The following is a 20,252-nucleotide window of genomic DNA, read 5'->3' on the forward strand; positions in this document are numbered from 1 at the left end:
AGGATGAACGATTGAATAAACAGAATATTTTTGGTTTTTTGATGTCAAAAGCTGGCATATCAAACTGAGAGCAGGCCAGCATAGGAGGCACGCCAATGGGGTTTCCCGGCACCTGGATGACCGAGAGCGAAAGCATGGTTTACCGTGTTGTGCCAAAATGCGCGTGCTCGACCATTGGTCAGATCATGTATTATTCTGACCATGGCCAGTTCTTTGACGGCGATATCCACGACGCCAAGGACGGCATGCACAAATGGGCTTTTGATCAAAGCCAGGGCATGATCGCCACCAATGTGCGCAATCACGGGTCTTATTCCTTTACCTGTGTGCGCAATCCCTACACCCGCATCCTCAGCTCATTCTTTGACAAGATTTGCGGCATTCAGCGCAACGGCAAACGCTATCGGGGTAATCTGGTGCCGACACTGATCTACAATTACGGGATCGAAGTGGGCGGCGATGACGGTAAGGGCGAGTTTGACCAGATTGCCAGCTTCCGCCGGTTCCTGCTGTTTGCGCGCGACACGATCCGTTGGCGGCGCCCGATGGATCCGGATATTCACTGGTCTGCCATGTCGGGGCACGTGTCGACCTTTATCGTAAATGGCGGTCAGTATGATCAGATTTTCTGGACCGAGGCGTTTAATGACGGGATGCAGGGTGTACTGGACCACGTCGAAACCGCCCATCCGGTGACATTGTCCGAGATCCCGCGCTTCAACGAATCCGAGGGGCATGGTCCAAAACGTGCGCATCCGGTCGAGGATTACTTCGACGATTTGTCGATGCATTTGGTCTATGAAATCTACAAACAGGATTTCGAACTGTTCAAATACGATTTCGAGAACCCCGGAAACAAGATGCCTATCGGTGAGATTGATCTGGATGAGGTGCACGCCAAACTGGGCGATTGAGGGGCAATGGGTGCCGCCGTGCAGAGATGCATTTGACTAGAACATGATTTGCAGATGAGTGCCTGCATTGAGCTTAAATTGACGAGGGTTTGGACCCTGCTTTGACACAAAACCGGCTTGTGCATTTTTGAAAGGCCCTAAACTGAATGAGCATTGCAAGATGGAAGCCTAAAGATGTTGACCAGAAATATAGCTGGTAAGAGGCAATTTCGTCATCCGACTTGGCTGTTCTACGCACTTCTCGTCGGCCTAGGCGGTCCATTAAACCCAGCTGTGTGGTGGCTTGGTTGGCCTGATCCAGGCGAAACACTGAACACCAAAGACCTTCTTCACATCCTAATGATACCAAGCACTGTCATGACCTGCATCACACTCGTAATTTTGCGAAAATTGCGTACATTTGACGTCGTAGAAATCGGGGCGGTTGTTGCAGTTGGGTTGGCTGTTGCAGTTCTGACTGTGCCTATCTTTATGGGTGTCGAGGTGTCGTTACGGAGCGGTCGATTCGACTTTGTAAAATTTGTTACAGCGTCTATGTATTCGACTTTTTTTGGTTGGTTTTTTGGCGTTATTCCATACTTTGCTGTTACCCGAGGCATACCTTGTGCAGTCGCATTGTTTCTTATTGTTCTTGGCTTGTGCAGGCCGGTGCACGAAGACGACAGTACACCTTAACGAACCGATTAAATGGTCAGTTTTAGACTGTTTAAGGTATACTCCGAAGAATAGCAGCTCTGTCCACACAGCAGGACAAAAAACAGCCTACCGGACAGGTAGACTGTTTTATTGAGCGGTTTCTAACTCAAACCTGACGCACGGCCCCCTTGGCGGCGCTGGTGGTCAGTTTGGCATAGGCCTTCAGCGCGGTAGAGACCTTGCGCTTGCGTGGTGCTGCCGGTTCCCAGCCCTTTTCGTCCTGCTCTGCACGACGCTGGGCCAGTTCCTCATCCGACACAGCCAGATGGATTGAGCGGTTGGGGATGTCGATCTCGATCGTGTCACCCTGACGGACCAGACCGATCACGCCGCCTTCGGCCGCCTCGGGTGAGACATGGCCGATGGACAGGCCCGAGGTGCCGCCCGAGAACCGGCCATCGGTCAGCAGTGCGCAGGCTTTGCCCAGACCTTTGGATTTCAGATACGAGGTCGGGTAGAGCATTTCCTGCATCCCCGGCCCACCACGCGGGCCTTCGTAGCGGATCACGACCACGTCGCCTTCTTTCACCTTGCCGGTCAGGATGTCGCTGACCGCCTGATCCTGGCTTTCGCAGACATAGGCCGAGCCGGTGAAGGTCAGGCTGCTGGCATCCACGCCTGCCGTTTTGACGATACAGCCGTCCCGCGCGATATTACCGAACAGAACCGCAAGGCCTCCGTCCTGAGAAAACGCATGTTCCTTGGACCGGATCACACCGCCTTCGCGGTCGGTATCCAGTTCCTTGTATCGGTTCGACTGGCTGAAGGCCTGCGTGGTGCGCACACCACCGGGGGCCGCTTTGAACAGGTCCTGCGCCGCCGGGTTGTTGGCGACTTTGATGTCCCAATTGGCAATCGCTTCGCCCATGGTCGGCGTGTGAACAGTGCTGCAGTGGTTGTGGAACAACCCGGCACGGCTCAGCTCGCCCAGAATTGAGAAGATGCCGCCGGCGCGGTGGACGTCTTCCATATGCACATTCTCGGTGTTGGGTGCGACCTTGCACAAGCAAGGCACCTTGCGGCTGAGCCGGTCCATGTCGGACATGGTGAAATCGACGCCACCCTCGTTGGCGATGGCAAGTAGGTGCAGGACCGTATTGGTCGATCCACCCATGGCAATGTCGAGGCTCATGGCATTCTCGAATGCATCAAACGTCGCGATCTCGCGTGGCAGGAAGCCTTTTTCGTCCAGATCATAGTGCCGCTTGGTGATCTCGACGATCCGGCGACCCGCTTCAAGGAACAGCTGTTTGCGGTCCGCATGCGTGGCGAGGGTGGAGCCGTTGCCCGGCAGCGCCAGACCCAGTGCCTCGGCCAGACAGTTCATCGAGTTCGCCGTGAACATGCCTGAGCACGAGCCGCAGGTGGGGCAGGCGTTTTCCTCGATATGCTGAACCTGCTCATCGGTGAACCGGTCGTCAGCGGCGGCGACCATGGCATCTACAAGGTCGATCTTCTTGGCATCCAGATCAGCGATGTCGATCTTACCAGCCTCCATCGGCCCGCCCGAGACAAAAATCGCTGGAACGTTCAGACGCATCGCAGCCATCAACATGCCCGGCGTGATCTTATCGCAGTTCGAGATACAGACCATCGCATCGGCGCAATGCGCGTTGACCATGTATTCCACAGAATCCGCAATCACTTCGCGTGAGGGTAGGGAATAGAGCATCCCGTCATGGCCCATGGCGATGCCGTCATCCACCGCGATGGTGTTGAATTCCTTGGCAACACCGCCAGCCTTTTCAACCTCACGCGCGACCATCTGGCCCAAATCCTTTAGGTGGACGTGACCCGGCACGAACTGAGTGAAGGAGTTGACAATGGCGATGATCGGCTTGCCGAAATCATCGTCCTGCATACCGGTGGCGCGCCACAGTCCGCGGGCACCGGCCATGTTGCGGCCATGGGTAGAGGTTCTGGATCGGTACATTGGCATGATGCTGTTTCCCTTTTGCCCCGGTTGCAATATGCGGGGTATGTGCGTTATAGCGCACGTACCATATGTGCGCTATAACGCACAAGAGGATTCGAAAGACAATGGCATGGCTCCGGACGACATAACACTGAAACTAAGGGATGTGCGGGCCGCTTCGGGGTTGAGCCTGTCGAAAGCTGCCGAAATCACCGGTGTCAGCAAAGCGATGCTAGGTCAGATCGAACGCGGCGAATCAAGCCCGACGATCGCAACGCTCTGGAAGATTGCCAAAGGATTTCAGCTGCCGCTTAGCGCGTTGATCGACACCGTGAATGGCGATCCTTCGGTCTTTCAAACCGTCACCTTTCCCGGCAGCATCGAGGTCAAGATCGTCTTCCCCTTTGATCCGGCCTTGGGGGCAGAGACATTTCACGTCAACCTCGACCCGAACCAAAGCCATGAGTCCCCTGCCCATGCCGCTGGTGTGACCGAGGAGGTCTTTGTGCTCAGCGGCACATTGGACATTCTGAAAGGCGAGGCTTGGGTGCCCTTGCAATCGGGGCAGGGGCTGCGATTTGCAGCGGATATCCCGCATGGATATCGCGCAGGTGCTGAAGGGGCGGCGTTTCTGAACATGCATCACTATGCGCAACAGCCAGATGTTCAGGAAAACGGCAAGGTTCATTGATGAGCGAGTTTTTCAACAGCCTGACCATCGTGGACGCCATCGGTTCCTTCGGAGCCTTGATCGTAGTTGCCGCCTATTTCGCCACGCAGATGCGGTACATGAATTCCGAAGATCTGGCTTTTCCCGTAGTGAACCTGCTGGGGTCTGTTTTGATTGTCTATTCGCTGCTTCAGAACTTCAATCTGGCGTCGATGCTGATTGAAGGCTTCTGGATCATCATCAGCGTGATCGGAATCATTCAGCATTTCAGGTTGCGCCGCGCAGGGTAACGCGGCGCAATAGGGTTATGCAGTGTTGTGAAGGCGCGGTGTGAACAGGCCAAACTTGCCCAGATCCCGCATGGATTTTGCTGCGGCCAAAACGGCCAGATCAGCCAGTGGTTCTATCAGGATAACCAGCATGTAGGCAGCGCCGAAACTGGCGACCGCTGTAAAGTTCTCGGCTCCAAATCCTTGGCCATAAAAGGCCCAGAATGCCACCCAGATGGCGACACCGCCCTGATAGGCCGTCGACAGCGCAAGCGCCTGAGAATATTTCAGATCAATATAGGCCGAATTTGGCGCAATGATGCGATTGGCCAAAGCTTGCAAGGCAAACAGCGGAACCAGCAGCGTTGTCATGTTCATCCCGAACTGAGGCAGGTCGAAAGGCGCCAGGAAAAACCCCTGAATGAACAAGCCCGCGATCAGACCGATCGCGGCAGGGGCCGCACCGAACAACAAAAACAGGGTCGATCCCAGAATGAAGTGAACCTCTGACACCCCGACCGGGAAGTGCGGCAATACCTCAAAGAAGGTGAAAACCAGCCCGGTGGTCAGGGCTGAGCGAATGGCAAGGCTGGCAAGGCCACTGCTTTTCAGGCTGTCCCATGCCATTTTAGCGGTATAGAGCCCTGCGCCAGTTGCGGTGACGTAGCTCAGGACAAGTTTGGCGCCATTTACGACGCCCGGTTCGATATGCATAGTTTGGTCTCCTTCCCGTCACACCCGACGGTAGAAAGGTTTAATAATTGGGCTTTCGCCCGGTTTGCACATGGCAGGTCTCCTGACTTGCGGATTGGCTTCGATCCCGACCTTCCCAACCGATTGCTTCGGTCAGTGGCCCAAATGGGACGAAACTCCGCCTACAGTTGCGGGGGCAGTTCCGGAATTGACGGGTATTGTCGCACCGGATTCCCTTTTCATTCCTCCGGGGAAATTCCCCTTTGGAAACCATGTCAGGCAGGTGTCTGGCACCGGGTGCCACCTGTCAAGCAGTCAAACGTGTATGTTTGGAAAAAATTGTCAGCGCTCAGGGGCGTGCAGGCCTTGGCATGGCTTGCACGTTTCGCCGCTCGGATATAGGGAAACTCAGACTCGCTTAGGGGAGGCTTTGATGCAAGACGATCCGAAAACCCTGGTTTCCACCGACTGGCTTGCCGCCCATATCAAGGACCCCGATCTGCGGGTGCTGGATGGGTCGTGGTACCTGCCGCAGCATGGGCGCGATGCCAGAGCTGAGTATGATGAGGGTCATATCCCGGGCGCGCGGTTCTTTGATATCGACGATATTGCGGATCATCGCTCGGACCTGCCGCATATGATGCCGCCGGTCGAGAAGTTCATGTCCCGCCTGCGCGCGATGGGCGTGGGGGATGGACATCAGGTGGTTGTCTATGACGGCTCGGGCCTGTCCTCAGCAGCGCGCGTCTGGTGGATGTTCCGCTTGATGGGGCAGGACAACATTGCCGTGCTGGATGGCGGTCTGCCGAAATGGCAGGCCGAAGGGCGCGAGATCGAAGATCTGCCCCCTGTGATTCGGGATCGGCATATGACCGTACGGGTTCAGAACCATCTGGTGCGCGACGTGACACAGGTGTCCGCCGCCTCCAAACTGGCTGATCATGAGATCATCGATGCCCGAGCCGCCGCCCGTTTTGCCGGGGCCGAGGCTGAACCGCGCGAAGGGCTGCGATCGGGTCACATACCGGGGTCGCGCAACGTGCCCTTTGGCAGCCTGCTAAATAGTGACGGCACGATGAAGTCGCCCGATGCGTGCCGCGCCGTGTTTGAGGCCGCAGGCGTGGATCTGGCTAAACCAGCGATCACCTCGTGCGGTTCGGGCGTGACCGCTGCAATCCTGAGCCTTGCGCTTGAACGCATGGGCAAAAAAGACCACGCGCTTTATGACGGCTCCTGGGCTGAATGGGGTGCTTTCCCAACCCTGCCCGTCGCAACCGGAGAGACCTGATGTTCGAGAACCTCAAACCGCAGCCCGCCGACAAAATCCTGGCGCTGATGCAGATGTACCGCGAAGACCCGCGTGATCAGAAGATTGATCTGGGTGTCGGCGTCTACAAGAATGCCGAAGGTGTTACCCCGGTAATGCGTGCGGTCAAAGCCGCCGAAAAACGCATTCTGGAGGAGCAGGAAAGCAAAGCCTATACGGGACTGGCGGGTGATCCGGCCTATGCCGATGCAATGATCGGCTTGATCCTTGGCGATGCGGTGCCGCGTGCCAATATTGCCGCCGTTGCGACACCGGGCGGGACGGGTGCCTGCCGTCAGGCGTTTGAGATGATTCGCATGGCCAATCCTGAGGCGCGCGTGTTTGTATCGAACCCGACATGGCCGAACCACCTGTCGATCCTGAATTATCTGGGCATGGAGACCGTCCAGTATCGCTATTTCGACGGCGAAACCCGCGGCGTCGATTTCGACGGCATGATCGAGGACCTGAAAACTGCCAAGGCGGGCGACGTGGTTTTGCTGCACGGTTGCTGCCACAACCCGACCGGCGCAAACCTGAACATGGTGCAATGGCAAGAGGTTGTGAACCTGATCAACGAGCTTGGCCTGGTTGCCATGATCGACATTGCCTATCAGGGCTTTGGTGACGGTCTTGAGGAAGACGCGCAAGCAACCCGCCTGATGGCCTCGTCGGTCAAGCGCTGCCTGATCGCGGCGTCCTGCTCGAAGAACTTCGGCGTGTACCGTGAGCGTACCGGCCTGCTGATGGCAATCAGCGATGACGCGGCGCAGACGGCATTGAACCAGTCGACGCTGGCCTTCCTGAACCGCCAGAATTACTCGTTCCCGCCGGACCATGGCGCACGGGTCGTGACCACCATCCTTACCGACGATGCCCTGCGCGCAGATTGGGCCGCTGAGCTGGAGGAGGTGCGCCTCTCTATGCTGGGTCTGCGTCAACAACTGGCAGACGAGTTGCAGCGTCTGACCGGATCAGACCGGTTTGGCTTTGTCGCCCAGCACCGCGGTATGTTTTCGCGCCTCGGCGCGGCCCCCGAACTGGTCGAGCAACTGCGTAACGATCACGGGATCTACATGGTCGGCGACAGCCGGTTGAATATTGCCGGGCTGAACGCAACAACAGTTCCGATCCTGGCCAAGGCGATTGTCGACGTCGGAGTCTAAGCGACACTTCACCACGAAACAGAAACAAAAGCCGCGCAGATCAGTGCGGCTTTTTTAGTTTTCAGCGTTGAGCAACAAAAAAGGCCGGGCGCGAACGCCCGGCCTTCGAGTGGTTGTCTCAGATCTTAGCCTTTGGAGAATTCTGGATAAGCTTCCATACCCAGTTCTGCCATGTCGAGGCCGTTGATCTCGTCCTCTTCGCTGACACGGATGCCCATTACCGCTTTCAGGATCGACCATACGATCAGAGCGCCGACGAAGGTGAACACACCGTATGCGACGATACCAGTCAGCTGGGTAATCAGGCTGGCCTCGCCGTAGAAGATCACCGCGATCGTGCCCCAGATGCCTGCGAACAGGTGAACAGGGATGGCACCAACAACGTCGTCGATCTTGAACTTGTCCAGCATCGGAACCGCGAAGACCACGATGATACCGCCAACTGCACCGATCCATAGCGAGCCGAACAGGGTCGGAGCCAGAGGTTCAGCGGTGATCGAGACCAGACCAGCCAACGCGCCGTTCAGCACCATGGTCAGGTCAGGCTTCTTGTACAGAACTTGGGTCAGGATCAGGGCAGCGACAGCACCAGATGCGGCAGCCATATTGGTGTTGGCAAAGATGCGTGACACGTCGGTTACGTCACCCACGGTGCCCATAGCCAGCTGTGAGCCGCCGTTGAAGCCGAACCAACCCAGCCACAGGATGAAGGTACCCAAGGTGGCCAGCGCTAGGTTCGAGCCGGGCATCGGGTGAACCTTGCCGTCTTTGTACTTGCCAATACGCGGGCCAAGGATCAGACAGCCAGCCAGAGCTGCCCAGCCACCGACCGAGTGCACAACGGTCGAGCCAGCGAAATCCGAGAAGCCAGCTTCGGACAACCAGCCGCCACCCCACTGCCAGGAGCCAGAGATCGGGTACATGATACCGGTCAGAACGACGACGAAGATCAGGAATGGCCACAGTTTGATGCGTTCCGCCACGGCACCTGACACGATGGACGCGGTTGCGGCAACAAAGACCAGCTGGAAGAAGAAGTCCGAACCGATTGAGGCATAGTCCAAAGCAGCCTCGGCCGGGTCAACACCAACCGGATCAAGCACGGTTGGGCCGCCAATGGCAAAGATACCATTGAAGTCGCCAGGATACATCGTGTTGAAGCCAATCAGCCAGTACATGATCGCGGCAATGGAAAACAGCGCCACGTTTTTGGTCATCTGCATGGCGACGTTCTTGGAACGCACCAAACCACCTTCCAGCATGGCAAAGCCTGCCGCCATGAAGAAGACCAGGAAACCCGCCATCAGGAACAACAGGGTGGTAAAGATATACTGGGTGTGCAGCGCGGCTTCGCCGGTGGCAGCCTCTTGCGCCAGACCCATCTGCGGCAGCACGACAAGCGCGGCGGCAGGGATGAGAGATTTCATCAGGTTCATTGTCAGTCCTCGAATTTATGTGAGTGTCGGCGCTCAGAGCGCCTCTTCGTTTGTTTCCCCGGTCCGCACGCGCATGGCCTGCTCGACATCAAGGACGAAAATCTTGCCGTCACCGATCTTGCCGGTCTTGGCCGTGTTTGTGATGGTCTCAACGATCTGGTCGGCCATCGTGGCTGGCACCACGATTTCCAGTTTGATCTTGGGTACGAAGTTCACGGCGTATTCTGCGCCGCGATAAATTTCTGTGTGACCGGATTGTGAGCCGAAGCCCTTGATTTCGGTCACCATCATGCCGCGCACGCCAGCCTGGGTCAGTGCCTCGCGCACCTCCTCGAGCTTGAACGGCTTGATTGTCGCAATGATGAGTTTCACGTCAGTCCCCTCTGCTTCTCCGGTCACACCGGCTTGTTTGCACCTGCAGAAAAAGAGCCTGAGGAGGGGCGTTTAGGAACGATTCCCCGTCGTTAAACGGTTCGAAAATGACGCAAAGTTGCACAATTTTTGCACAAAACTTGTCGAACGGCTAAAAATTAGGCGAATATGAGAGGGGAAATTCCGGAAAATCGGACCTCTACATAGCTATGTCACCGGGGTATGGTGTGCCAAAAGAATAACCGGGCAGAGTTTGAGCATGACTGAGTCCAAACGCCGCAAGCCGAGATTGGTCGCGGATAAACGATACCCGTCGAAGGGGCGCAAGCCTTCGACGACCAAGCGGGCTGCGAAACCGGCGGGTAAGAAATCCACCGCCCGAAAGACGGCAACGCGCAAGACGGCCCGAAAGAAAACCCGCAAGCGTTCGGGCGGCAATGGCGGGGGGTTTTTCCGCCGTTTGTTCCGTTGGGTCTGGCGACTGATCTGGGGTGTCACATGGCGCGTGGGCGCTGTTGTCGCGATGCTGATCGCTTTGGCAGTTGGTGTTGTGTATACCTCGTTGCCCGATGCGGACGCCCTGCTGGATGGGCGCGCGCGCGGATCGGTGACCCTGCTGGATCGGGATGGCAAGGTTTTTGCCTGGCGCGGAGACCAGTTTGGCGGGGTGATCACGGCAGATACGGTCTCACCCCATCTAAAAAACGCTGTGATTGCGACTGAGGATAAGCGGTTCTATCGCCATTTCGGCGTCAGCCCGCGCGGGGTCGCCAGCGCGGTGCGTATCAACCTGAGCGAAGGGCGTGGGCCACTGTCGGGCCATGGGGGTTCGACCATCACTCAGCAGACAGCCAAGCTGCTGTGCCTGGGCGTGCCTTATGACCCAACCGAATGGGAGTCAGAGGCCGCGTATGAAGCGGATTGCCGTCAGGGTTCGCTGTGGCGCAAGGGCAAAGAGGCGATCTATGCGCTGGCGATGGAGGTGAAGTACTCCAAGGACGAAATCCTGACGATCTATCTGAACCGCGCGTTTCTGGGGGCCGGTGCACGTGGGTTCGAAGCCGCCAGCCAGCGGTACTTCGGTAAATCAGCGGCTGAGGTCTCTCCGGCCGAAGCGGCCATGTTGGCCGGACTGCTGGTTGCGCCCACGCGGTATGCCCCCACCAACAGCTTGCAACGATCTCAGGATCGCGCTCGCCTTGTGGTCGGGTTGATGGAGGATCAAGGGTATCTTTCAGGCGCACAGGCCAGCGAAGCGCGTGCGCGTCCGGCGGAACTGTCCGCCGCTGCCGCTGCGCGGGCAGGCGGCTATTTCGCCGATTGGGTGATGGCCAGCGGGCCGGAGTTTTTCACGCGCAACACCACCGAAGATGTGGTGATCCGCACCACACTGGATCAGCGTATCCAGAAATCTGCCGAAGAGGCGCTGCAATACATCTTTCAGGAAAAGGTGCGCGAAGGATCCAAGGCGCAGGCGGCGATTGTCGTAATGTCAGCGGATGGGGCGGTGCGCGCCATGGTCGGCGGGCGCAAAACCCGTGTTTCGGGCGCGTTCAACCGCGCCACTCAGGCGCTGCGCCAAACCGGGTCCTCATTCAAGCCCTTTGTATATGCCACAGCGCTTGAGCTTGGGTATTCTCCTTATGCCACGGTGATGGACGAGCCCTATTGCGTCAGCATTCCGGGATCGGGTGAATGGTGTCCAAAGAACTACACGAATAGGTTCTACGGACGTGTCACGCTGGCGGATGCGCTGAAGAACTCGTTGAACATCCCTGCGGTGAAAGTGGCCGAGGTCGCAGGGCTGGACAATGTGCGCACTGTCGCCAGCGGTTTCGGGATCGCCAGCGATCTGGCGCAGGGTCCGGCGCTGGCGCTGGGCGCGTCGGAAAGCACGCTGATCGAGATGACCGGGGCCTATGCAGGCATCTTGAACGGCGGATCCTCGGTTGAGCCCTACGGCCTGACCGAGTTGAAGCTGTTAGGCGAAACCGAGCCCGTTATGGTGACAACCACCGGCATCGGCGAGCGCGTGATCAATGACAGCGCCGCGAAACAGCTAACCTGGATGATGGAGCGCGTCGTATCCGAAGGCACTGGCGCGAGGGCCAAGCTGCCCGGATGGCAGGTTGCGGGGAAAACAGGGACAACGCAGGCGGCGCGTGATGCCTGGTTTATCGGATTTACGGCGGATTATGTGGCCGGTGTGTGGATGGGCTATGATGACAACACCCCCCTGTCCGGTGTCACGGGCGGCGGTCTGCCTGCCGAGATATGGAAAGAAACGATGGTGCGCGTGACCGAAGGGATGACGCCAACACCCTTGCCGATGATCGTGCCAGAACCGCCGGTTCAGGTGGCGCAGCCGCAGCCTCGCCGCAGACAGGGTGGTTTTGCGGAAGACATCAACAACCTGCTCAAGGGGATCTTTGGTGGCAACTAAAAAAGGCGGTGCGCCAGGCACCGCCTTTTGACTTTCAGTTGCGGCGGGATTTAGACACTCGCATCCAATGCCACCAGGATCGCATCGCCCATTTCTGAGGTTGATACAGGCTGAACGCCCTCATCCGCCAACAGATCACCGGTGCGCACGCCATCGGCCAGGACCTTTTCGATCGCAGCTTCCAAACGGTCGGCCTCGGCGCCTTGATCAAAGCTGTAACGCAGCGCCATGGCAAAGCTGAGGATACAGGCGATCGGGTTGGCTTTGCCCTCGCCGGCGATATCGGGGGCTGACCCGTGCACCGGCTCGTACATCGCCTTGGGGCGCCCATTGGCCATCGGTGCACCCAAGGATGCAGAGGGCAGCATGCCCAAGCTACCGGTCAGCATCGCGGCGCAATCCGACAGGATATCCCCGAACAGGTTGTCGGTTAGAATCACGTCAAACTGCTTCGGGGCGCGGACCAGCTGCATGGCGCCGTTGTCGGCATACATATGTGACAGCTCGACTTCGGGGTAATCGGCGCTCACACGCTCGACCACTTCACGCCACAGGATGCCGGATTCCATCACGTTGGCCTTTTCCATCGAGCACAGCTTTTTATTCCGACGCATCGCCAGTTCAAAGGCCGAGCGCGCAGCGCGTTCAATCTCGGATTCGGTATAGCGCTGAGTATTGATACCCACGCGCTCGTTGCCTTCCTCGAAAATGCCGCGCGGCTCGCCGAAATAGACACCCGACGTCAGCTCGCGCACGATCATGATGTCGAGGCCAGCGACGATGTCTTTTTTGAGCGATGAGAAATCGGCCAGCGCGTCAAAGCATTGTGCTGGACGCAGATTGGAATACAGATCCATTTCCTTGCGCAGGCGCAGCAGGCCGCGCTCGGGCTTGAGGCTGAAATCCAGATCGTCGTATTTAGGACCGCCGACAGCGCCCAGCAGAACCGCGTCGACCTCTTGCGCTTTGGCCATGGTCTCGTCTGACAATGGCTTGCCATGCGCGTCATAGGCCGCACCACCGACCAAATCCTCGCTCACGTCGAATTCCAGGCCGCGATTGGTGCCGTACCAGTCGATGATGCGGCGCACTTCGGCCATGACTTCGGGGCCAATTCCGTCTCCGGGCAGGATGAGGAGCGAGGGGTTGGACATGAAGGATCTCCTTGCGTTTGACAGCAAAGGCCCTAGCGCCTGCGCTGCATAGGGTCAATGAGACGAGCGGGCTTAAACGCAGGTTCTATGCGGGAAATCGGGTTTCTTGGCCTTACGCGCTGGAAACCGGTCATAGAGAGGCCTTTAACCCCTCGGTCAGCAGGTCCCAGACACGGCGGATTCGCGGCGTTTGTCGCATCGCCTGTGGCGCGGCCAGCCAGACAGGAAGTACCGGGATATCAACATCCAGCTGAAGAACTTCGACAAGCGGGTCGGCCTCGGCCACCTGAACTTGGCTGAAGCCAATACCACATCCGGCGCGGATCAGCTCCCAATAGGCGCTTTGCAGATCACAGCGGGTGGCAAAGCTTCCTTTGCTGGCGGGCCAACCTTTTTGGCGCATCTTGGTGATGATCTGCTCATTGGCATCAAAGCCGACCAGATCATGATCGAACAGATCCTCGGGCTTTTCCGGTCGCCCTGCACGGTCCAGATACGAGGTGGCGGCACAGAAACACAAGGGAACATCCCCGAGATACCGCGAGACGATATCCATCTGCTCGGGCCGGTACATGCGCACGGCGATGTCGGCCTCGCGATACAACAGGTTTTCGGTTGCATCTGTGGCCACCAGTTCCAGCTGAATCGCAGGTTCCTGGGCACGGATTTGCGCCAGGATAGGCGGCAGCAGGTGATGTGAGGCAAAGACCGATGCTGTGATGCGGACCGAACCTTCCAACTGTTGCGACTGCCCCGCTGCCGTAAGACTAAAGGTGCTCATGGCCGTATGCATTTGCTGCGCCATTGGCAGTAACTGCGTGCCGACCTCGCTTAACTTGAGCCCGCGCGCATGGCGGTCGAACAGGGATACGCCCAGCTCATCCTCAAGTGCGTGGATCTGGCGCCCCAGCGTCGGCTGGCTGCGGTCCAAACGCCGCGCGGCAGCAGATAAAGATCCGGTTTCGGCCACGGCCAGAAAGCTCTGGATCAGGGACCAGTCGGAATGGGTGATAGATCTGTCCATTCAAAAATGAATACACGTTCTGCAGTTTTCGGCAATTCCTTTAAGTATTTGTATGGCTAGATTGATCCGGAAAGGAGCGTGTCATGCAGCAATCTGTGCTTATTCTGGGGGCCAATGGCCGATTTGGCCGCAACGCTAGACTTGCGTTTCAAGAGGCCGGTTGGTCTGTTCGCACATTCAATCGCAAAGCTGACAGGTTGGAACAGGCCGCGCAAAGGGTTGACGTGATCGTCAACGCCTGGAACCCGCCTTATACGGATTGGGCGCGATTGGTGCCTGGCTTGCATCGTCAGGTGATCGATGTGGCGGCGCAGACTGGTGCAACCGTGATCGTTCCGGGCAATGTCTATGTCTTTGGCGACGAGACCCCGGGCCCTTGGTACGGGGGCAGCCCACATCAGGCGCAAAACCCGCTGGGCCGGATCAGGATCGAGATGGAGGAGGCCTACCGAAGCTCATCCGTCCGGACGATCATCCTGCGCACTGGCGATTTCATCGACACTTGCGCTTCGGGCAATTGGTTCGATCAGATCATGATCAAAGGTTTGTCCAAGGGTCGCCTGACGTATCCCGGCAATCCAGATATCCCGCATGCTTGGGCCTATCTGCCTGATTTGACCCGCACCGCAGTGATGCTGGCCGAGATGCGGTATGAACTGCCTCGGTTCTGCGACGTCCCCTTTTCCGGTTACACGCTTACTGGCACTGAGATAGCTCAATCGCTGTCCCGCGTTACCGGGCAGGAGGTTGTGATCGCCAAGATGGAGTGGTGGCCCATACAGCTGGTACGCCCGTTCTGGCGTATGGCCCCGCACCTGCTTGAAATGCGATACTTGTGGGACCTTCCACACCAGCTGGATGGCACATTCCTGTCAGAACTGATCGAGGATGTACCGCACACCGATTTGGATCAGGCGATGCGGTCGGCCATCGCGCACAAGAACAGGATCGGGTCTTTGAGTACCGCGAAGTCTCATCGGGCCGTAACGTCCACCCAAACCAGCCGATGACGGCTGGCTTGCTCGGCGCTGTCTCTTTGCTCATCGTCGGGATGCGGCCAGAACATGCCCGCATCCACCACCTGCAGATCGGCAGAAGGTAACACATAATCTACGCGAAGCGCGCCAACCGCTTTCCAACGGACGGTTGCGATCTCGCCCAAAGGAGATTTGGGTTGCGGGTCCTGTAGGCGTGGATCGGACAGCAGTGCTGCGATAGCCTCGGTCCGGCCATCACTGTGTTGCGGGTCGAGATTGGCGTCACCCGCGAGGACAAAGGGGGCGCTTGGTACCGGGCCAAGACCACCGTCCATCAGCACCGACCAGAACCGGATTTCATCACGGTTGCGCAATCCGTTGCGATCTTCGTGGCCGTCAAACACCGGGGGCGTTGCATGGAAGGTCATCAGGTTCAGCCGACCCAGAGGTGTGTTGACCGGGACGATCCAATGTCCGGTTGATGACAAGCGTTGAGCGTCTCGCGCATGCTTAGAAGGATAGGGTTTGCCGTCTGAGACGGGTAACTCTGCCCCGGGCAATTGCTTCCACAACAGCGTTTCGAACGTCTGCACGTCGGCGTTCAAAATCTCAAACCGCGACAGCACCGCCATCCCGCCATGGCCGCTAAAGAGCCCCCAACCCTGCGCGTCTCCGGGGCCGTGTGTTTTGCCATCCCCGTCCAGATCAAGGTCCGTTTCCAGCCCGGAATTTGGCTGAGCCGTGAAGAGATAGGGATAGTCCAACCCGGCCTCGCGCAACGCGTCGGCCAGCGCGGTCAGCGCAAGGGCGTCCATGTCCCAATCGATGCCCTGAAGCGCGACGATATCCGGCCGTGCGGATGTCAGCACATCGACAACGGCCTGAACCTGCGGGTTACGCCTCTGGATATCACGCAGCAGAAGTCCAGGACCCTTGCGGCTGAGCTCGGTATTGTAGGTCGCAATACGCACCACGTCTGCTTGCGCCACTACGGGCAGCAAGAACAGGACCAGGGCGCGGATCATGCGGCCTGAGCGGTCTCGGATGTTGAATAGGCGCGGCGCTTTTCGACGATCAGCCCGGCAATGCGCAAGGTAGCCATGCCTCGCATGATCATGCTGGCGGGCAGGAAGGCCCAGGCGCTCATGGTCCAGATCAGGGTCTGCGGATTGCTCAGCGAGATCGGATTGGCGAAGTTGGTCAGCAGCTTGATCACAGCAGGGATCAGGAAAGGTAACAGAACGCCGATACAGATATTCAGACGGCCATCGCGCTGAAGGCGGTTGACCACGTCTCCGCCCTTGGTGGGGTCAAACAGCGGCAGGTTGGTCCAGACATTGAACGCCCCATTCCCGGTTGGCCAGCCCCTTAGTTTCACCGCATAGGCAAAGCTGGCAATCGTCACCAGCGCCGCAACATAGGCGATGCTGGCGGTTATGCGCACCAGCTCTACCAGCGGCGCGCTGGCATCAGCCGGGAGCATCAGCACGATCAGGCGTACCGGCGAATACGGGAAATCGACCACATTTGCGACTGCCAGACCCACAGAATACGAGAATGTGGTCAGCTGTGTCGGAGCGTAGCCATTCTTGCAGATCAACGTCAGGAACGTGACCATCGAGAACAGTCCGACAAACCGCAACCGGTTTACCGGCGGGGCGTCGCGAAATTCGATAAAGCTGGGAAATGCAGAATTATATTCGGCAAATGTCAAGATAAACGCGAGGATCGCGAGAAAGACCACTATTTCGGTCCCATTCGTCGATGTTACTGGCAGGTACAACGCGGGGGTCAGCACCAGAAGCGCAACCAATATTCCACGTATCGCCGCCCCTGTTGTGCGCGCAATCACTATCCGAACCCTTTTTCAAACTGGACCAGCCGGTCTTTGCCAACTTGGTTCCAACTTGTGCCCGCCCGTTTGTTAAAGTGACGGATGCCTCGTTTCCGACACCTTGGACGATAAGCGGCATTCCGCTCAAGCCAGGGTGCAGATAACACGTGGTTTCGGGCAAAAAGATGGCGCAACTGGTGCGGGATTGCATCATTTTCGACGCAAATCCGACGTGTATCTCAAAATGAGACCTAGATGTTGTGGTTTTGCGATTTTCAACCCCAAAAATGCGAATGGGGCCGCGACTGCGACCCCATAGGGTTGAGTGCCCACAGAATCATCCACAGAATCATACCCAGGGTCGGGCCTGACTCGCGTGATCCTCGAACTTGTCGATGTGGTGGTCTTTTTCCATCGTCAGGCCGATATCATCCAGACCGTTCAACAGGCAGTGCTTACGGTGAGGGTCGATGTCAAACTCGATAACCACCCCGTCCGATGTGGTGATCTGCTGATCTTCCAGATGCACGGTCATACGGGCATTTTCGCCTTTGTGCGCATCGTCCATCAGAACCGCGTGATGCTCTTCTTCGACCACGATGGGCAGGATGCCGTTCTTGAAACAGTTGTTGAAGAAGATGTCAGCAAAGCTGGTCGAGATCACAACCTTGATCCCGAAATCCTTGATCGCCCAGGGCGCATGTTCCCGCGACGAACCACAGCCGAAATTGTCACCGGCCACCAGAATCTCGGTGTTGCGATAAGCGGGTTTGTTCAGAACAAACTCTTCGTTCTCGCCGCCATGATCATGATAGCGCATCTCATCAAACAGAACGACGCCAAGACCCGACCGTTTGATGGTTTTCAGGTGCACTTTAGGGATGATCATATCGGTGTCGATATTGATCAATGGCATTGGGGCGGCCACCCCGTGGACTTTTTCAAACTTTTCCATGTTCTACACTCCTGCGAGAGAGGGCCGCGCCCATATCCCGCGTTTAAGCTTCTTTCGCTTCTGTTGTTTCGTCCTTGGGTGCGTTCTTGACGAAGAACGCCATGAAGACCAATCCGAACCCATTGAACAGCATCTCGATGCCCAGGAAGATCCCCAAAATGCTCAGCAGCGCCTGCGGCTCCTGCCCCACATAGCTCCAGATGATACCGGCCAGCACGATCGACAAGATGCCCGAGATCAGCGTTGGCCAGAAGAACTGGGTTCCGCGCATCTGGAAGGACAGGATGATCCGCGCGATGCCGCCTGCCATGAACAGGATCAGCATCACGGTCGCTAAGGTCAGTGTGCCCTGCAGCGGGTGATCCAGAAAGGACCAGCCAAGGAACAGCATGACCGCACCCATGATGAGTGACAGGATCTTGTTACCGGCGCCCTCGACGGTGAACCCGCCGACAACCTGCAGCGCGCCGGTGACCAGCAACAGCACGCCGGTCACCACCGTCACGGCAATCGACGCCACAACCGGCGCGCCCAGCACGAAGATACCAAACGCGATGGACAGCAGCCCCAGCAACAGCCATTTGACCCAATCACTCATCTGTGAATTCCCTCAAAAGTTGATTTCTGAGGCCAGCTTACATCAACTCTCGGACGTCTGTAAGACGTCCTGTGATGGCAGCTGCGGCGGCCATAGCCGGGCTTAGCAAGTGGGTCCGCCCACCACGTCCCTGACGGCCTTCGAAGTTGCGGTTCGAGGTCGCGGCACAACGCTCGCCCGGTTGCAACTGGTCAGGGTTCATCGCCAGACACATCGAGCATCCTGCCAAACGCCATTCGAAACCAGCGTCCTTGAATATCTCGGCCAGACCTTCTTCTTCGGCCTGAGCGCGGACAAGGCCCGATCCCGGCACGACCATGGCGCGCATGCCGTCCTTGATCTTTTTGCCTTTCAGGATTTCGGCTGCGGCGCGCAGGTCTTCGATCCGGCCATTGGTGCAGGACCCGATAAAGACGGTGTCAATTTCCACATCGCTGAGCTTCTGACCGGCTTCCAGGCCCATATACTCGATAGACCGGCGGGCCGCATCGATCTTGCCGCCTTCGAAATCTTCGGGGTTCGGCACCGTTGCGGTGATCGGCAGCACGTCCTCGGGGCTGGTACCCCAGGTCACAACCGGTGCGATGTCTTCGCCGCGCAAGGTGATGACTTTGTCGAAATGCGCGCCTTCATCAGTGTAGAGCGTTTTCCACCAGTCCATCGCAGCTTCCCATTGCGCGCCTTTTGGGGCGTGCGGGCGGCCTTTGACATATTCAAATGTTGTCTCGTCCGGCGCGATAAGGCCAGCGCGCGCACCGCCTTCGATCGCCATGTTGCAGACGGTCATGCGACCCTCCATCGAAAGATCGCGGATCGCTTCGCCGCAATACTCGATGACATAGCCGGTGCCGCCAGCGGTACCGGTTTCCCCGATCACGGCCAGAGTGATGTCTTTAGCGGTCACGCCCGGCTGCAATTTGCCGGTGATCTCGACCTTCATGTTCTTGGACTTCTTCTGGATCAGGGTTTGCGTGGCCAGAACATGTTCGACCTCAGACGTACCGATGCCGTGGGCCAGTGCACCAAACGCGCCGTGGGTGGCTGTGTGGCTGTCCCCGCAGACAACAGTCATGCCGGGCAGGGTCCAGCCCTGTTCCGGGCCGACGATGTGAACGATACCCTGACGCACGTCATTCACTGGGTAGTAGTGAATTCCGAAATCCTTGGCATTCTTATCCAGCGCTTCAACCTGAATGCGCGATTCCGGATTCTCAATTCCGTTCACACGATCCGGCGTGGTGGGCACATTGTGGTCCGGTACGGCAATTGTCTTTTCCGGTGCGCGTACCTGACGCCCCGCCATACGCAGGCCCTCGAACGCCTGTGGGCTGGTGACTTCGTGCACCAGATGGCGGTCGATATAAAGCAGGCAGGTGCCATCATCGGCTTCATGCGCGACATGGGCATCCCAGATCTTGTCATAGAGTGTTTTGGGGGACATCTGTCCTCTCCCGTATGTAATGAGAAATAGCTGGCGAGGTGTCTTAGGCCGCGGATAGGCGGGCCAGAACCGTGCGGGCAGCCCCATAGAACCGTTCGCGCAGGCGCGCGCGATCTTCCAGATTCTGTTCTTGGGCTACATTGAGTCTCATGGGCACCAGATACTATCCGCTTGAGATTGGTTCAAGGGAAATGGACGGGTCGTCTATCATGGCCTCCAGCAAGTCGCCCGGTTGGCAGTCCAAGACCTGGCACAACTTGGCAAGTGTTTCGAACCTCACCCCTTTGACTTTGCCGGATTTCAAAAGACTCAAATTCTGCTCTGTGATGCCGATCGCCAATGCAAGGTCACGCCCCTTGATCTTGCGTTTGGCCATCATGACATCGAGC

At 57.7% G+C, this 20,252-nt stretch carries 20 protein-coding genes and 1 riboswitch; of the genes, 7 read left to right on the forward strand and 13 right to left on the reverse strand.

What is annotated here, in order from left to right:
- Nucleotides 1-95 precede the first annotated feature (95 nt).
- A complete protein-coding gene (locus tag ACR0EL_RS13895; RefSeq protein WP_480500518.1) occupies nt 96-914 on the forward strand; it encodes a sulfotransferase family protein in 819 nt (272 codons plus the stop codon).
- 802 nt (nt 915-1,716) lie between these two features.
- Here ACR0EL_RS13895 and ilvD read toward each other — a convergent pair.
- Complete coding sequence (gene ilvD / locus ACR0EL_RS13900; protein ID WP_480500520.1) at nt 1,717-3,549, reverse strand: dihydroxy-acid dehydratase; 1,833 nt, start codon at nt 3,547-3,549, stop codon at nt 1,717-1,719.
- A 106-nt stretch (nt 3,550-3,655) separates the two neighbouring features.
- Here ilvD and ACR0EL_RS13905 point away from each other — a divergent pair, with 106 nt between their 5' ends.
- A complete protein-coding gene (locus tag ACR0EL_RS13905; RefSeq protein WP_480500522.1) occupies nt 3,656-4,216 on the forward strand; it encodes a helix-turn-helix domain-containing protein in 561 nt (186 codons plus the stop codon).
- Nucleotides 4,216-4,485 (forward strand): CBU_0592 family membrane protein, encoded by a 270-nt coding sequence (locus ACR0EL_RS13910; RefSeq protein WP_353012794.1) that lies wholly within the window; start codon nt 4,216-4,218, stop codon nt 4,483-4,485. The genes ACR0EL_RS13905 and ACR0EL_RS13910 overlap by 1 nt, the downstream gene beginning before the upstream one ends.
- A gap of 15 nt (nt 4,486-4,500) precedes the next feature.
- On the opposite strand, the gene ACR0EL_RS13915 is transcribed toward ACR0EL_RS13910, so the two are convergent.
- Entirely contained in the window at nt 4,501-5,178 is a 678-nt protein-coding gene (locus ACR0EL_RS13915) for an energy-coupling factor ABC transporter permease (RefSeq protein WP_480500523.1), read from the reverse strand.
- Between the two features lie 55 nt (nt 5,179-5,233).
- Nucleotides 5,234-5,447: riboswitch (cobalamin riboswitch) on the reverse strand.
- A 143-nt stretch (nt 5,448-5,590) separates the two neighbouring features.
- Here ACR0EL_RS13915 and sseA point away from each other — a divergent pair.
- Nucleotides 5,591-6,445, forward strand: coding sequence for a 3-mercaptopyruvate sulfurtransferase (sseA, locus tag ACR0EL_RS13920; protein WP_480500525.1), 855 nt, complete (start codon nt 5,591-5,593; stop codon nt 6,443-6,445).
- Nucleotides 6,445-7,629 carry an amino acid aminotransferase gene (locus ACR0EL_RS13925; RefSeq protein WP_480500526.1) on the forward strand — a complete coding sequence of 395 codons (1,185 nt, stop codon included), beginning with the start codon at nt 6,445-6,447 and terminating at the stop codon, nt 7,627-7,629. Before sseA ends, ACR0EL_RS13925 begins: the two co-directional genes overlap by 1 nt.
- A 125-nt stretch (nt 7,630-7,754) precedes the next feature.
- Here the strand turns inward: ACR0EL_RS13925 and ACR0EL_RS13930 are convergent, their stop codons facing one another.
- Both ACR0EL_RS13930 and ACR0EL_RS13935 read right to left on the reverse strand, forming a co-directional pair.
- On the reverse strand, nt 7,755-9,065 hold the full coding sequence (locus ACR0EL_RS13930; protein WP_480500527.1) for an ammonium transporter: 1,311 nt from the start codon (nt 9,063-9,065) through the stop codon (nt 7,755-7,757).
- 33 nt (nt 9,066-9,098) lie between these two features.
- Nucleotides 9,099-9,437, reverse strand: coding sequence for a P-II family nitrogen regulator (locus ACR0EL_RS13935; protein WP_480500528.1), 339 nt, complete (start codon nt 9,435-9,437; stop codon nt 9,099-9,101).
- A 259-nt stretch (nt 9,438-9,696) separates the two neighbouring features.
- Between ACR0EL_RS13935 and ACR0EL_RS13940 the strand changes: the two genes are divergently transcribed.
- Nucleotides 9,697-11,880 carry a transglycosylase domain-containing protein gene (locus ACR0EL_RS13940; RefSeq protein ID WP_480500529.1) on the forward strand — a complete coding sequence of 728 codons (2,184 nt, stop codon included), beginning with the start codon at nt 9,697-9,699 and terminating at the stop codon, nt 11,878-11,880.
- A 50-nt stretch (nt 11,881-11,930) separates the two neighbouring features.
- Here ACR0EL_RS13940 and leuB read toward each other — a convergent pair whose 3' ends face one another.
- Together leuB and ACR0EL_RS13950 are read right to left on the reverse strand one after the other, a co-directional pair.
- Nucleotides 11,931-13,034 (reverse strand): 3-isopropylmalate dehydrogenase, encoded by a 1,104-nt coding sequence (leuB, locus tag ACR0EL_RS13945; protein ID WP_480500530.1) that lies wholly within the window; start codon nt 13,032-13,034, stop codon nt 11,931-11,933.
- Between the two features lie 130 nt (nt 13,035-13,164).
- Nucleotides 13,165-14,058 (reverse strand): LysR family transcriptional regulator, encoded by an 894-nt coding sequence (locus ACR0EL_RS13950; RefSeq protein ID WP_480500531.1) that lies wholly within the window; start codon nt 14,056-14,058, stop codon nt 13,165-13,167.
- 83 nt (nt 14,059-14,141) lie between these two features.
- On the opposite strand from ACR0EL_RS13950, the gene ACR0EL_RS13955 reads away from it, so the two are divergent.
- Complete coding sequence (locus ACR0EL_RS13955) at nt 14,142-15,068, forward strand: Rossmann-fold NAD(P)-binding domain-containing protein (RefSeq protein ID WP_480500533.1); 927 nt, start codon at nt 14,142-14,144, stop codon at nt 15,066-15,068.
- Here ACR0EL_RS13955 and ACR0EL_RS13960 read toward each other — a convergent pair.
- The 7 genes from ACR0EL_RS13960 to ACR0EL_RS13990 all read right to left on the reverse strand — a co-directional run bounded on the left by ACR0EL_RS13960 (nt 15,032) and on the right by ACR0EL_RS13990 (nt 20,242).
- A complete protein-coding gene (locus tag ACR0EL_RS13960) occupies nt 15,032-16,060 on the reverse strand; it encodes an endonuclease/exonuclease/phosphatase family protein (RefSeq protein WP_480500534.1) in 1,029 nt (342 codons plus the stop codon). The two genes, ACR0EL_RS13955 and ACR0EL_RS13960, sit on opposite strands and share 37 nt — an antisense overlap.
- Nucleotides 16,057-16,887, reverse strand: a complete 831-nt coding sequence (locus tag ACR0EL_RS13965; RefSeq protein ID WP_480500536.1) for a hypothetical protein — start codon at nt 16,885-16,887, stop codon at nt 16,057-16,059. The genes ACR0EL_RS13960 and ACR0EL_RS13965 overlap by 4 nt, the downstream gene beginning before the upstream one ends.
- Nucleotides 16,888-17,218: 331 nt before the next feature.
- A complete protein-coding gene (gene leuD / locus ACR0EL_RS13970; protein ID WP_480500537.1) occupies nt 17,219-17,824 on the reverse strand; it encodes a 3-isopropylmalate dehydratase small subunit in 606 nt (201 codons plus the stop codon).
- A gap of 43 nt (nt 17,825-17,867) precedes the next feature.
- Nucleotides 17,868-18,422, reverse strand: coding sequence for an HdeD family acid-resistance protein (locus tag ACR0EL_RS13975; protein ID WP_480500539.1), 555 nt, complete (start codon nt 18,420-18,422; stop codon nt 17,868-17,870).
- Nucleotides 18,423-18,459: 37 nt separating this feature from the next.
- A complete protein-coding gene (gene leuC, locus ACR0EL_RS13980) occupies nt 18,460-19,863 on the reverse strand; it encodes a 3-isopropylmalate dehydratase large subunit (RefSeq protein ID WP_170537247.1) in 1,404 nt (467 codons plus the stop codon).
- Between the two features lie 43 nt (nt 19,864-19,906).
- Complete coding sequence (locus tag ACR0EL_RS13985) at nt 19,907-20,014, reverse strand: isopropylmalate isomerase (protein WP_170528597.1); 108 nt, start codon at nt 20,012-20,014, stop codon at nt 19,907-19,909.
- 12 nt (nt 20,015-20,026) lie between these two features.
- Complete coding sequence (locus tag ACR0EL_RS13990) at nt 20,027-20,242, reverse strand: helix-turn-helix domain-containing protein (RefSeq protein ID WP_480500540.1); 216 nt, start codon at nt 20,240-20,242, stop codon at nt 20,027-20,029.
- Nucleotides 20,243-20,252 lie beyond the last annotated feature (10 nt).

The sequence above is a fragment of the Ruegeria sp. AH12 genome, assembly GCF_056541465.1.